This window comes from Terrisporobacter hibernicus, from assembly GCF_020809405.1.
GTDB lineage: Bacteria > Bacillota > Clostridia > Peptostreptococcales > Peptostreptococcaceae > Terrisporobacter > Terrisporobacter petrolearius.
The window spans coordinates 2929276-2943645 of record NZ_CP081135.1 but is presented as its reverse complement, the minus strand read 5'-3'; the positions used below and the strand labels follow the sequence as shown (position 1 = coordinate 2943645).

Annotated in this window: 14 protein-coding genes and 1 other annotated feature (1 of these 15 only partly in view); of the genes, 1 reads left to right on the top strand and 13 read right to left on the bottom strand. The window is 28.9% G+C overall.

From position 1 onward, the window contains the following. Positions 1–173 (bottom strand) — a binding site (T-box leader) (it extends 53 nt beyond the left edge of the window). Positions 174–248: 75 nt separating this feature from the next. The 6 genes from JW646_RS14225 to JW646_RS14200 are packed head-to-tail and all read right to left on the bottom strand — an operon-like array spanning position 249 to position 4164. Next, positions 249–791 carry a DivIVA domain-containing protein gene (locus JW646_RS14225; protein WP_074915228.1) on the bottom strand — a complete coding sequence of 181 codons (543 nt, stop codon included), beginning with the start codon at positions 789–791 and terminating at the stop codon, positions 249–251. Between the two features lie 11 nt (positions 792–802). Further along, on the bottom strand, positions 803–1588 hold the full coding sequence (locus JW646_RS14220) for a YlmH family RNA-binding protein (protein WP_228415504.1): 786 nt from the start codon (positions 1586–1588) through the stop codon (positions 803–805). A 13-nt stretch (positions 1589–1601) separates the two neighbouring features. Next, positions 1602–1862: a YggT family protein gene (locus JW646_RS14215; RefSeq protein ID WP_074915223.1), complete on the bottom strand. Its 261-nt coding sequence runs from the start codon at positions 1860–1862 to the stop codon at positions 1602–1604. A 19-nt stretch (positions 1863–1881) separates the two neighbouring features. Then, a complete protein-coding gene (locus JW646_RS14210) occupies positions 1882–2352 on the bottom strand; it encodes a cell division protein SepF (protein WP_074915220.1) in 471 nt (156 codons plus the stop codon). A 23-nt stretch (positions 2353–2375) separates the two neighbouring features. After that, positions 2376–3071, bottom strand: a complete 696-nt coding sequence (locus JW646_RS14205) for a YggS family pyridoxal phosphate-dependent enzyme (RefSeq protein ID WP_148556240.1) — start codon at positions 3069–3071, stop codon at positions 2376–2378. A gap of 25 nt (positions 3072–3096) precedes the next feature. Next, positions 3097–4164 carry an HlyD family efflux transporter periplasmic adaptor subunit gene (locus tag JW646_RS14200; RefSeq protein WP_187359177.1) on the bottom strand — a complete coding sequence of 356 codons (1068 nt, stop codon included), beginning with the start codon at positions 4162–4164 and terminating at the stop codon, positions 3097–3099. A 467-nt stretch (positions 4165–4631) separates the two neighbouring features. Between JW646_RS14200 and JW646_RS14195 the strand changes: the two genes are divergently transcribed. Beyond that, on the top strand, positions 4632–4940 hold the full coding sequence (locus JW646_RS14195; protein WP_074915216.1) for a DUF1540 domain-containing protein: 309 nt from the start codon (positions 4632–4634) through the stop codon (positions 4938–4940). A gap of 47 nt (positions 4941–4987) precedes the next feature. Here the strand turns inward: JW646_RS14195 and serS are convergent, their stop codons facing one another. From serS to JW646_RS14160, 7 genes are all read right to left on the bottom strand, one after another. Continuing rightward, positions 4988–6265 (bottom strand): serine--tRNA ligase, encoded by a 1278-nt coding sequence (gene serS, locus JW646_RS14190; RefSeq protein ID WP_148556238.1) that lies wholly within the window; start codon positions 6263–6265, stop codon positions 4988–4990. A 322-nt stretch (positions 6266–6587) separates the two neighbouring features. Next, positions 6588–8072: an alanine/glycine:cation symporter family protein gene (locus tag JW646_RS14185; RefSeq protein ID WP_228415503.1), complete on the bottom strand. Its 1485-nt coding sequence runs from the start codon at positions 8070–8072 to the stop codon at positions 6588–6590. A gap of 366 nt (positions 8073–8438) precedes the next feature. After that, positions 8439–9914 carry a stage IV sporulation protein A gene (spoIVA, locus tag JW646_RS14180; protein WP_074918980.1) on the bottom strand — a complete coding sequence of 492 codons (1476 nt, stop codon included), beginning with the start codon at positions 9912–9914 and terminating at the stop codon, positions 8439–8441. A 93-nt stretch (positions 9915–10007) separates the two neighbouring features. Continuing rightward, on the bottom strand, positions 10008–11030 hold the full coding sequence (locus JW646_RS14175; protein ID WP_074915209.1) for an NAD(P)H-dependent glycerol-3-phosphate dehydrogenase: 1023 nt from the start codon (positions 11028–11030) through the stop codon (positions 10008–10010). 25 nt (positions 11031–11055) lie between these two features. Continuing rightward, complete coding sequence (plsY, locus tag JW646_RS14170) at positions 11056–11664, bottom strand: glycerol-3-phosphate 1-O-acyltransferase PlsY (protein WP_074915207.1); 609 nt, start codon at positions 11662–11664, stop codon at positions 11056–11058. Positions 11665–11682: 18 nt separating this feature from the next. Continuing rightward, the gene (der, locus tag JW646_RS14165; protein ID WP_074915205.1) at positions 11683–13008 is read right to left on the bottom strand and encodes a ribosome biogenesis GTPase Der; all 1326 of its coding nucleotides are present in this window, start codon (positions 13006–13008) and stop codon (positions 11683–11685) included. A 14-nt stretch (positions 13009–13022) separates the two neighbouring features. Then, the gene (locus JW646_RS14160) at positions 13023–14354 is read right to left on the bottom strand and encodes a DUF512 domain-containing protein (RefSeq protein WP_228415502.1); all 1332 of its coding nucleotides are present in this window, start codon (positions 14352–14354) and stop codon (positions 13023–13025) included. Positions 14355–14370 lie beyond the last annotated feature (16 nt).

Genomic DNA, 14370 nt, shown 5'->3' with positions numbered 1-14370 from the left:
GTATATATAACACTCTATAGTTTAACGGCACTAACCGGCACAGCTTAATCAATTAAAATCTTTCAGCCTGCAGCTCCAGAGTGATCTTCAACTTTATTCAATACATTGGTTCTCAGCTTATCCAACTCTCTGTAAAATATCCAAAAGTTTACTCTCTCCATCATTGCTTTTTTAATATATAATTATATTCTTAAAGTATACAATAACTTCTCTTTTCAGTCAACATAATTATTATTTAAACATTTTTATTATTCCATTGATGACGCAACTTCATCCTCTGCTAAAATGCTATTATCATCTTCAGGCAAATCAATCATATTGAATGATTCATTACAGTGCTCATCTACATTAAAAAATATCTCGTCTATGTTTGTCATTTCATCTTGAATTAAAGACTTGAATTTATTTCTAAAAATTTTAAACTCTTTAACTAAATCATCATACTCTTTTGTTAAGACTACTATTCTTTCTTTACAATTTTCTATAATTTGTTTAGATTTTAGTTCAGCATCTTCTACTATTATTTTTGCCTTCTTATTTGCAGCATCACAAGTATCTTTAGCTGCCGTTTGAGCAGTAATTAAAGTATCATTTAAAGTTTTCTCTATAGTTTTATATCTGCTCACTTGTTCTTGATATAATTTAATTTTTTCTTTTAAATCTAAATTTTCTCTATATAGATTTTCAAAATCTTCTTTTACTTTATCTAAGAATTCATCAACCTCATCTTCATGGTATCCTCTAAATCCCTTTTTAAACTCTTTATTTTCTATGTCCATTGGAGTTATCATATATTTTCCTCCTACAATAATAATTTTCCTTGAACTTTTACTTTTCCCTTTTTTGTTAAACTGCCAATATTATTTATTTGTGATCGCCCTTTTCCCCTGACAGATATTAAAGACTCTGATTTTATTTCTTTTGAACAAGATGTGATCTTTTCATAATTTACCTGAACTTTTTCATTACTTATTAACTTAGCACTTTCTTGCCTTGATATATTATATAAACCACTTATTATACAATCTATTCTACTAGAAGAAACTGTAAAGTTAATTTCTTTATAATTAGGTGGATTGTAAACAACCTCTTTCCTAGAAATTTCTTTCAATTTTACATTATTCCTAGCAACCTTTTCTAAGTTCATTAAAATGAAATCACATATATCAAATGTAACTATTACCTGACAAAAGTTCTCATGTATAATTATATCTCCAATTTTTTCTCTCTTTATACCTAGACTTAACAAAGAACCCAGATAATCTTTATGACTGATTGATTTAAATTTAAAATTTCCTTCAATTTGTATAAATCTCAAGGTTTCATTTATATCTTCATAGTCCATGTAAAATGGATAAATAAATACTATTTTTCGTTCACTTTCATCGTATCCACCATCAACTGTATATCTTAGGTCATCATTGGCATTTAAAATAGCTTTAGCACTTTCCACTTCAAATGGATTTAGAAAATCACTAAATCTTACATCATAATTTTTTAAAGAGCCATTTGCTTTGTCAATTATCCTAAACATCTTATTTTTTAAGTCTATATCTTTAATGTGAGCTGTTAATTTTAACTTGTCCATTTTATTGTCTATTCTACCAAACCAAGCTCATAATCAATCTTTGCACAATAGATATTACAAAGAAAGCTATTATTGGGGAAAAATCTATTGGAATATCTATGTATCTAAATAAAACTTCTCTAATAGGACCTACTAAAGGTTCCGTAAACATACTTAATATTTCATATACTTTTGAATATCTAGCTCCTGGAAACCAAGACATTAAACATTGTATTATAATAAGCCAAGTTAGTATATTTAAAAGCTTAATAAGCAATACGGCTATCATTTGCATGGTTTTTCTCCTTTATATATTATTTTTGCCACGGAAAAAATGCTTTACTTTCTAATTCTTTTTTTATATTTGCATCTATATCCACGTTGTTTGGTGCTAATATAAATATCGACTTAGAAACTTTTTGCATACTTCCATCCAATATATAAACTGCCCCACTTATAAAATAGTATATAGATTTTTTAAGTTCTGGCTCTTCTTCAACACTTTCTAAGTTAACAATTACCGCTCTTCTTTGTCTTAGATGGTCAGCAATTATCGTTACATCGTCATATTTTTTAGGTTCAGCAATTACCACTTTCATTTGACTATTAGTATGTATATTAACTACTTTGCTGCTTCTTGTTACATGAGAGTTAGCAGCTTCTAATTTAGGTTCTTCTTGATCTTGCTCTTCTTGAATACCATCATATCCTTCATCGTCTCCATCGTATTCTTCTTCATCAATTGACATCCAATCTTTAAACTTCTTTATAAATCCTTCACTCATTTTATATTCCTCCCTAATATTTTCTATTTATTATAATTTCTTTGACCAAATATTGAAGTTCCTACTCTTATAATTGTAGCTCCTTCTTCTATAGCTATTTTATAGTCATGGCTCATCCCCATAGACAAAGTATCCATTTCTACGTTTGGTAAATTTAAGTCATTAATTTTCAATGATAAATTCTTTAAACTTTTAAATACTTTTCTTATTTCTTCATCATCATCTATAAAAGGTGCCATTGTCATTAAACCTTTAATATGTATATTTTTATAATTAGCAGATACATTCTTAACAAAATCTATTACAGATTCTTCTTCAAGTCCATGTTTGCTTTCTTCTTTTGATATGTTAACTTGAACTAAGCAATTAATATTTTTGTCTATTTTTTCAGCTCTTTTTTGAATTTCTTCACATAAAGCTATTCTGTCTAAGGAGTGAATCATATAAGCTTTATCAATTATATACTTTACTTTATTAGTTTGTAGAGTTCCTATTAAATGGTATCTAACCTTATCACCAATAATTTCATATTTTCTAGCTAATTCTTGCGGTTTATTTTCACCTATATCTGTAATTCCTGCATCTATAGCCTCTAAAACCTTATCTACATCAACAGTTTTAGTAACCGCCATTAAATTCACGTCTTCTTGTCTATTACTTTCTTTTCTTATATTATCAATATTTTGTTTAATGGATATTATATTATCTTTAATTGACATAATTACCACCTTCTTATTAGTTTTACTAGTTAATCTTTGCAATTCCTTTATTAATAAAATTTGGCTTTAAAATGATTCTATCATGTAATTTAACCGTATTTATTCCATTAGCTTCATTACTTCTAAAGTCTACATAGATATAAATATCGTCTTCAAAAGAAATTCCTTTAACTTCTATAAACTCAGGCTTATTATTTTCTTCGTTTATTACATATACACCTTTTTTATTGTCTTTTTTCACTAAAGATTTTTTTGGTATTCTTAAAGCTTCCATTTGTTTATATATTATATCAAATTCTTCCACTCTTGTATCATAAATTCCAATATTTTGTTGCGTAAATTTAACTATTACAATAGAATAATTATCCTTCTTACATATTTTATATATTTCACCATTTATTTCATTATCCTTAATTTCAATTTTAACACTATCACCTTCATTAAACAACTTATTATCTTCTCTTACAAACGCCATATAACAATCATTATTATTAACTACTCTGGCTATAATACTACCTTGTTTTACTTTTTCACCCTCAGCTGAAGTTGGTATATAATTGTTACTTGCGTTATCTATATCTTCTTTAGTAATATTAGACAAAGAATTGCTTCCATATTTATTTTCATTATTATCATATTTGTAAGATATAACCCCTGATTCACTTGCAGAGTAGTTAGTAGAATTAGATTTAATTTTTTCTTCTAATATATTCAGCTGTTCTGTTTTCACAGATAATATCCCAGCTTTTAATGAATTGTTTTCACTTTCCAAATCTTTGATTTCGTCTTTTAATTTTTTTAATTCTTCATTGATTCCTTCATCTATATTATTATTATATACAGTAGCTATATTCTGAGATTTCTGAACTTTTTCATTACGATTTACCAACAAAGATAAAGTTCCATTAGTATCACTTTTTATTAAATGTTCGTCTCTTATTACAATACCTTTTTCCTTTGTTTTCATAGTATAAGAATCATCTTTTAATACTAGTACAGATGTATTTAATCCTATTATTAAAGATATTCCTTTAAATATTAAATATATAAATACTCCTAGTATAAAAAGTCTAGAATATTTTATTTTTTTCAATGGATTCACCTCAGTATCTAAATAATATTCTTATTTAAAAAGTAATTTATTTATAATTTCTTTAAATATTATTTAAATCCTTCTTAATATATAAATAGATTTACTTTTTAATCTTTATCTTATATGCAAATTTCTTCTTTTTTCTTTCAAAAACTTAATTTTGTTTCACAAATCATAACTATACTAGAAACAAAAACAAACCCTATATCAAGTTTTGTTGTAATTTGTTCATTATAAACTTATACATGTTTTTATTTAATGACGTTAACTTTATTCCGATTATATGCACAAACAATGTAATGAAATTGCATTTTTCTGACTTATCTTTCATTACTATCTAATGCAATATGGTCACTTCTAAACAATATTATTAAAATATATTTCAAACAAAATGATATATTTTAATACATACTTTTTTTTCTTTGGATAAAAATAAAGTAATGAAGTGTTTATTAGGAGGAAATAATATGTCTGAAAAAAAACTATATTGTAAAGCTACTAACTGTGCTCATAATTACGATGAATATTGTCGTGCTGGTTACATAAATGTAAGAGGCAATTCTGCAGCAAAAACATCTGAAACTACTTGTTCAACATATTTTGCAGATAGTGTGGGGTATTTTACTAGCGCAATAGAAGTAGGTGGATATACAACACCAGAGAATATCATTTGTGAAGCTTATAGTTGCATTTACAATAATAAAACACGTTGCAGTGCAGATAGCGTTATGATTAATTCTCATTTTTCATCATGCGAAACATTTAAATGTAAATAATAAAAAAAGAGAGATATTAATCTCTCTTTTTTGTTATTTAAATAAAATTATTTTATAACATCTACGCCCATATATGGTCTTAATACTTCTGGTACTACTACTGAACCATCAGCTTGCTGATAGTTTTCAAGTATAGCTGCAACAGTTCTACCTACAGCAAGACCTGAACCATTTAATGTATGACAGTATTCAGCTTTAGAGTTTTTATCTCTTTTAAATCTTATTCCTGCTCTTCTAGCTTGGAAATCTTCGAAGTTTGAACAAGAAGATATTTCTACATATCTGTTGTAAGAAGGCATCCATACTTCTAAATCATATTTAAATGCAGCTGTAAATCCTAAATCTCCTGTACATATTCTCACAACTCTATATGGTAATCCTAACATTTGTAACATCATTTCAGCATCATTTGTTAATTTTTCTAGTTCTTCATAAGATTCTTCTGGTTTTGTGAATTTAACTAATTCAACTTTATTGAATTGATGTTGTCTAACTAGCCCTCTAGTATCCCTACCTGCTGATCCAGCTTCTGATCTAAAACAAGGAGTATATGCACAATATTTTACTGGCAATTCATCTGCACTTACTATTTCATCTCTATGTATGTTTGTTACAGGTACTTCTGCTGTTGGTATTAAAAAATAATCTAGTCCTTCTATTTTGAACATATCTTCTTCAAATTTTGGAAGTTGTCCTGTTCCTATAAAACTTGTTCTATTGGCCATAAATGGTGGTAAAACTTCTGTATATCCATTTTTCTCTGTATGAGTATTTAGGAAGAAGTTTACTAATGATCTTTCAAGTCTAGCTCCTAAACCTTTATATAAAGTAAACCTTGAACCTGTTATTTTTCCTGCAGTTTCGAAGTTTAATATTTCTAAGTCAGTTCCTACATCCCAATGAGCTTTAAAATCAAAGTCAAATTGTTTTGGTTCTCCCCATTTTCTAACTTCTACGTTATCATCATCAGTGTCCCCTTGAGGAACGTTTTCATTTGGAACATTTGGTATTCTAAGTAATCTATATTGTAATTCATCTTGAACTTTTTTAACTTTTTCATCTAAAACCTTTATGTTTTCAGATAATTCTTTAAGCTTAACTTTTTCCGCTTCAGCTTCTTCTTTTTTTCCTTCTTTCATTAGTTGAGGTATTTTCTTTTGTTCAACGTTCATTTCGCTTTTTAACGTCTCAACTTCTTTTAATAATTCTCTTCTTTGATCATCTAGTTCAACAACAGCATCAAGGTCAAATTCTTTTTCTCCTCTTCTGTCCATTGCTTTTTTAATATCTTCTAGATTTTCTCTTATCCTTTTGATATCTAACATTTTCTTTCCTCCTACATTTTATGTACAAATTGAATTATGTATATTCCCTGAGAAATATAAAACATAAAGTATAATAAATCCATTTTAACTATATTTTAAGCATTATAAATTATATTGTCAAATAATTTAACTTCTATATAATGAATTTCATATTTTTACTTTATTATATATAAGATTATAACCAATAATATTAATTATTTCACATATTATTCTAAAAAATAAAAAAAATTTGTATTAATATAAAAAAATGGCTCTTTATAAACAAAGAACCATCTTTTTTTATTATTTATTTACATTTATAATTAATAAAATTCAATTTCTATTAGTCAACTTTTTGCTTGTTTTTATTTTCCCAGAAATCAGCATTTTTAATTCCTAGCGGTACTGGGTCAAAGGTAATATCTTCACTAGTTTTACCAGATTTCTTTTGACTTTCATAGTCTTTAAAACACTTCATAACTATATTAGATAATAGTAAAATAGCTACTATGTTTAGCCATGCCATAAGTCCAACACCTATATCACCCATTGCCCATGCAAGATCTGATGTCTTTACAGCTCCATAATATGTCATACCAAGTAATACTAATTTTAAACCATGTGTAGCCATTATACTTCCTTTACCAGTCACCCTTTTAACTATATAGTTTAAGTTAACTTCAGCTATATAATAATAAGCCATCAATGTAGTAAATGCAAAGAAGAATAATGCTATAGCTACGAACGCTGCACCAAATCCAGGTATTAAAGTATTAACTGCACCTTGAGTATAAGCAGGCCCTATTTGTTTAACAGTATATTCTGTTCCTGCATTGAATAAAATACTTCCATCAGCATTGAAAGTAGTATAGTTATCAGTCATTAATATCATAAATCCAGTAGCTGAACAAACAAATAATGTATCTACATAAACTGAAAATGCTTGAACAAAACCTTGTTTTGCAGGGTGAGATACTTCAGCTGCTGATGATGCTTGTGGTCCTGTACCTTGACCAGCTTCATTTGAGTAAACTCCACGCTTAACACCCCAAGCTATAGTAGATCCAAGTATACCACCAAACGTAGCTTCTGCACCAAATGCCGATTTAAATATTAAACCTAATACATGTGGTAAGTACCCAATATTTACTATTATTATTATTACAGACATTAATATATATGCTCCACCCATAAATGGAACTATAAATTCTGCAGCAGAACCTATTCTCTTGATTCCACCAAATATAACTATTCCAACTAATATAACTAATGCAACACCAGTTATTGTAACATTAACACCAAAAGCATTTTCTACTGCAACAGCTATTGAGTTAGATTGAACACCTGGTAATAATATACCTATTGCTATAACAGTAACTATTGCGAATACCATACCATAAGCTTTTGACCAGCCTTTTTGTCCAAAACCTTTTTCTATATAGTATGCTGGACCACCGCAGTATTGACCTTCGTGTTCTTCTTTATATAGCTGACCTAATGTAGATTCTGCAAATGCTGAACCTGCTCCTAAGAATGCTATTACCCACATCCAAAACAATGCACCAGGACCACCCCAAGCAATAGCAGTTGCAACACCTGCTATATTTCCTGTTCCTATACGTCCTGCTAGTGCAGTACAGAAACCTTGGAAAGATGAAATACCTTGTTCAGATTTTTCACCTGAGAATAATAAATGTACCATTTCTTTGATATTTCTAATTTGAGAGAATCTTGTTCTAAGAGAAAAATAAACACCTGCACCTAGACATAAATAAACTAGCCAATTACTCCATACCACATTGTTGACTGCTTTAACAATGGTTTCCATAAAACCCCTCCTAATAATAAAATTTATCCCTAAAAAATTAATATACCTGCGAGTAAAAGATATATTTATTTAATTATATTTTTGCCACACCGTTTTATAACTAAAAAGAATGCAAAAACACATACCTTTATACTCGTATTTAGATTAATTCTATGTTTGCTCCAAATTTCCTCTTTTTATTTTCAATTTTCTGAATTTTTTTTACAGTTTGACTATTCTGATTTAACTGTACATTCCAAATCAGAATAAATAATAAAAAATATATAAATTTATCATATTTCAAAAATAAAAAAGAGCTAAATTTATCACATTTCAAATTTAGCTCTTTTTTATTATATAAATATTTAATTTTAGTATTAATTTTTTTTATAGCAAAATAGTTATTATATTACTACTACCTTCATTAATAATTTTTTGTAATGTTTTTTGTATCTTACATCTTATTTCTTCTGGCATTGTATATAATTTACTTTGCAATTGTTCTTTTACTAGATCATTTAATGATTTACCAAACATATTTGATTCCCAAATTTCAGCTGGATTTTGTTCAAATTCTTCAAGTAGATATTTAATCATTTCTTCTCCTTGATTTTGATTTCCAACTATAGGAGATACTTCTGTTGAAATATCTGCTTTTATTATATGAAGGGATGGTGCATTGGCTTTTAATTTAATTCCGTATTGCTTTCCTTGTTTTGTAATTTCTGGTTCTTCTAAACTAAGTTCATCAAGAGATGGTGCAACAACTCCATATCCTAAAGTTTTTGCATCACATAAAGCGCTTTCTATTTTGTCATACTCTACTTTAACTTTTGATAATTTTGTAATTAAATTAAGTAATTGACAATTTCCTTCAATTTTAAATCCACTTTGTTCTTCTAATATTTCATAGAATAATTCTTGCTTTGTACATATATCAACATTTATTACACCTTCTCCAAGACTTACGTCATCAACTTCACAATCTTCTAAGAAAGGTAACTCATTAAATCCATGTACTACAGAGTCAATATCTCTTATTTTATCAATAGATTCTATTGATTGCTTTAAAGTATTAATTATATTAGTCTTTATCCAGTGATTATTAGGTAATCCTTCTACCCAATCAGGTAAGTTAATTCTTATTTCAGCTAATGGGAAATCATATAAAACAGTTTCCATAACTTCCTCTATATCTTTCTCATCCATTTGATCCACATCCATTGGTACTACAGGAACTGCATATTTTTCTTCCAAATCACGTCTTAAAAATCCTGTTTCTTCACTGTCTGGATATTTAGTATTTAATACTATAGCAAATGGTTTCTTTAATGCCTTTAATTCTTTTATAACTCTTTCTTCAGGAATTATATAGTTACTTCTATCAATTCCTGTAACAGAACCATCTGTTATTATTACAATTCCAATTGTAGAGTGATCTTTGATAACCTTTTTTGTTCCTATTTCTGCAGCTTTTTCAAAAGTCATAGCTTCTTTTGACCATGGTGTAGATACTAGTCTTTGCTTTCCGTCTTCTTCATGACCTAAAGCTCCATCAACTATGTATCCTACGCAGTCTACCATTCTTACTTTTAAAGATACAGTGTCTTTAATTTTTATTTCAACTCCATCAGCTGGAACAAATTTAGGCTCAACTGTCATTATTGTTTTACCTGAACCACTTTGAGGTATCTCATCTTTAGTTCTTTCTCTTTTGAAGTCATTTTCTATGTTAGGTAACACAAGGGTTTCCATAAATCTTCTAATAAACGTTGATTTACCTGTTCTAACAGGTCCAACAACACCTATATATATGTCACCTTGAGTTCTTTTAGCAATGTCTTCATATATATTGTTCATAATAATTCCCTCCTGCATATAATTTCTTAGTTAATTATATTTCAAGAGGGAATTTTTTATTACATATATATTTATACCTTATTCAATAAATATTTATTAGTTAAATAATCCGTTATTAACGACTTCTTCCATTTCATGTTTTTTTGATCTAGTCATTAACTCTAACACAGCTTCATTAGGATTAGCTCCTTCATACAAAACGGAATATATAGCTTCAGTTATTGGCATATCAATATTTAAATCTCTAGAAACTTTATATGCTACTTCTGTAGCAGTTATTCCTTCAACTACCATTTGAACTTCATCTAATGTTTCTTGTAATGATTTACCTTGACCCATAAGTATACCAGCTCTTCTATTTCTACTATGCATACTTGTACAAGTAACAATTAAATCACCAATACCCGCAAGTCCTGTAAAAGTATTTACGTTGGCTCCCATGGCAACTCCAAGTCTCCCCATTTCTGCAATTCCTCTTGTCATTAAAGCTGCCTTTGTATTGTCACCATAGCCTAAACCATCACACATTCCTGCACCAAAAGCTATAATATTTTTTAATGCTCCACCAAGTTCTACACCTATTATATCAGGATTAGTATAAACTCTAAGAGACGGACTCATAAAAGCATCTTGTACTTTTTGAGCATATTCTATTTCCTCACAAGCTGCTACTAAAGTTGTTGGCATGTATTTAGAAACTTCCTCTGCATGGGAAGGTCCCGATAGTGCTACATAAGGATTATTAGGCAACTCTTCTTTTACCACATCAGAAAGTCTAAGTCCAGTTCCTTTTTCTAAACCTTTGGCCACATCAACTAAAATCTGTCCATCCCTAAGGAAAGGTCTAATTTGATTACATACACTTCTTACGGCTTGAGATGGTACTGCAAGCACAACAATTTCACTATCTTTTATAACTTCCTCTAAATCATTGGAAATTATTAAGTCCTTTGGAAAAACAATGTCTGGTAAAAACCTACTGTTTTTTCTCGTATCACTTATTTCTTTAACTTGCTCATTATCTCTTGTCCACATGAAAACTTTATGATTATTTTTATGTAAGCTAAGAGCTAATGCACTACCCCAACTCCCAGCACCTATAACACACATCTTCTCCATAATAAACACCACCTAATATAGTAATTTAATTTTTCTTTTCTCCTATTTTTCGTTCTGTACCATTTATCAATCGTTTAATATTTTCTTTATGGGTTATCGCTACTGATATAGTTAAAATTAATGCAACTAAAAAACCTTTAGTATTATGGTTTATAAGCATGATTATAGGAGATAAACCTATACCTAGTATAGAACCTAAAGAAACATACTTAGTTATAGCTACTACTATTATAAAAAATGCTAAACATATTATCGCAACTAGAGGATTCATTCCTAACATAGAACCTAAAGAAGTGGCTACTCCTTTACCTCCTTTGAATCCAAGAAAAGCAGGGTAATTGTGACCAAGAACAACAGCAACTACAGCAAAATAGGCACAAATACTTTGGTCCATATGAACGCCATAAGCAATTAACCTTGCTAGTAATACTGCAATTAATCCTTTTAAAACATCTCCTATAAAAGTTAATGCTCCAGCTTTTTTACCTAATGTTCTAAGTACATTTGTAGAGCCTGCATTACCAGAACCCTGAGTTCTTATATCAACTCCAGCAAGTCTCTTTGCTACTATATAAGAAGTTGATATATTCCCAAGAAGGTAGGCAATTATAATTATAATTAAATAAATTAACATATTAACCCCCTAAAGTTTCTATCTTTTTCTATCCTTTTCTTTGTATTCAAATTGCATTGATGTTCCTTCGAATCCAAAGTTTTCTCTTATTTTGTTTTCTAAGTATCTTTGGTATGAGAAATGAGTTAAATCTTTACTATTTATATATAAAGTAATCTTTGGTGGTTTTGTTCCCGTTTGAGCACCATAGTATATTTTAAGTCTCTTACCTTTATCTGATGGTGGTTGATTAAGCATTACAGCTTCACCAATTACATCATTCAATTGAGAAGTACTTACACGCTTAGAGTGTTCTTCAGCAACTTTATCAACTGTGTCTAATATTTTACTCATTCTTTGGTTAGTTACTGCTGATACAAATATTATTGGAGCATACTTCATAAACGGGAACATGTCTCTTATATCGTTTGTATAGTTTCCAAGTGTCTTATTGTCTTTTTCTATCAAATCCCATTTATTTACTACAAATATGCAAGCTTTACCTTCATCGTGAGCAATACCTGCAACCTTTGTATCCTGTTCTGTAACACCTTCTGTAGCATCTATAACTATTAATACTACATCAGCTCTAGATACTGCAGACATAGCTCTAAGTACTGAGAATTTTTCAACTCTTTCATATACTTTACTTTTTCTTCTTATACCCGCTGTATCTATTAATAAATACTGTTGATCACCTTTTTCAAAGTATGTATCAACTGCATCTCTTGTTGTTCCTGCAATTGGACTTACTATAACTCTATCTTCTCCTAATATTTTGTTAAGGATAGATGATTTACCTGCATTTGGTTTACCTGTTATCGCAACTCTTATTATATCTTCGTTATACTCAGTGTTTAATCCTTCTGGGAAGTTTTCCACTATTTCATCTAATAAATCTCCAAGTCCCATGGCATTTGCACTTGATATTGGATGTGGCTGCCCAAGTCCTAACTCATAGAAGTCATATATATTATCTTCTAAGTTTATATTATCTATTTTATTTACAGCTAAAATAACTGGTTTATTTGTTTTTCTTAACATTAAACCTACTTCTCTATCTGCAGAAGTTATTCCACCTTTTCCATCAACAACAAATACTATTACATGAGCCATATCCATAGCAAGCATAGCTTGGTTTCTCATTTGAGTTAATATTATATCATCATTTTCAGGCTCTATCCCTCCTGTATCTATTAAAGTAAAGTACTTATTTAACCACTCTACCTCTGTAAATATTCTATCTCTTGTAACACCTGGTGTATCCTCTACTATTGATATTCTTCTTCCTGCTAATTTATTAAACAGTGTAGATTTTCCAACATTTGGTCTACCTACTACTGCAACTATGGGTCTATTATCCATATTTATTCTCCTTCCTATTTAGTTATCTTGTCTACTACATCAGTACCTTTATTTTCGCATGGTACTACTTCTAAATTCAATTTTTCTTCTAGTTCTTTTAAAGTTATATTGTCTAAGAAAATTTCTTCATCAGCTTTCATCATAGACCTAGTAATATACAATGTTTCACCCAGGTCTTCACTTTTCAATTGATCGATTAAATCAGTAGCTGTTAAAAGTCCGCTAACTGTTATTGTCTCTCCAAAGAAATTATTTTTTATTCTATATACATTAATTTCTATATTATTAAATTTTTCCATTATTTTATTAGCCATATGGCACATAAATTCATAAGCAGATTTTCCTGTAGCAATGGATACTTTTTTTGTTTTATTTAATCTTGAACCAGATATTGTGTCTAAATACTGTACAATTTCTGTTCCCATTTTTGTTATCATTCCAACACCATCTTCGAATTGGTCAAATCCCTCATACTCATCATATTTCAATAATGGCCTTTTTGCAAGAATATAAAACTCATCTGATAAAAATGCAAATCTGGTATTTAATTTATCCAAATATTTTTCTTGTAATTTACTAACTTGGTCAATTGTACATACCGCACTTTTTTCATCAAATATATCAAGTCTAGCAAGATTATCTCTATATCTAGTAATTCCAACTGGAACTATAGCCGCACTTTTTACATATGGATGTAAACTTGATAGATCTTCTAATGTTCTTTCTAATTCTTCTTTATCATTATATCCTGGGCAAAGTACTATTTGGGCGTTCATTTCAATTCCTGCTTGTGCAAGTCTTCTCATTATATCTATTAGATTTCCTGCAAATTTATTGTTTATCATTTTTCTTCTTAGTTCAGGATTTGTAGTATGTACCGAAATATTTATTGGACTAATTCTATATCTTATTATATTATTAATATCATCCTCACTCATATTAGTTAAAGTAACGAAGTTTCCTTGTAAGAAAGATAGTCTTGAGTCATCATCTTTAAAATAAAGTGTATCCCTCATACCTTTTGGTAACTGATCTATAAAGCAAAATACACATTTATTTCTACAACTTTTTGCCTTATCTATTATAGGGTTGGTAAATTCTATGCCTAATTCTTCATCATAATCTTTTTCAATTTCATATAAATATATCTTCCCATTTTTTTGTTTTTGAATTTCTAGCTCGATATATTCTTCACTTATTAAAAATCTGTATTGAATTATATCTTCAACTCTCTCTTTGTTTACAGATAAAAGTATGTCACCAACTTCAATTCCCATTTCATCTGCTATACTATTTTTATAAACTTTACTTATTATATTATTAATATTTTTTACGTTTACTTCCATTTTGCATATCACCACT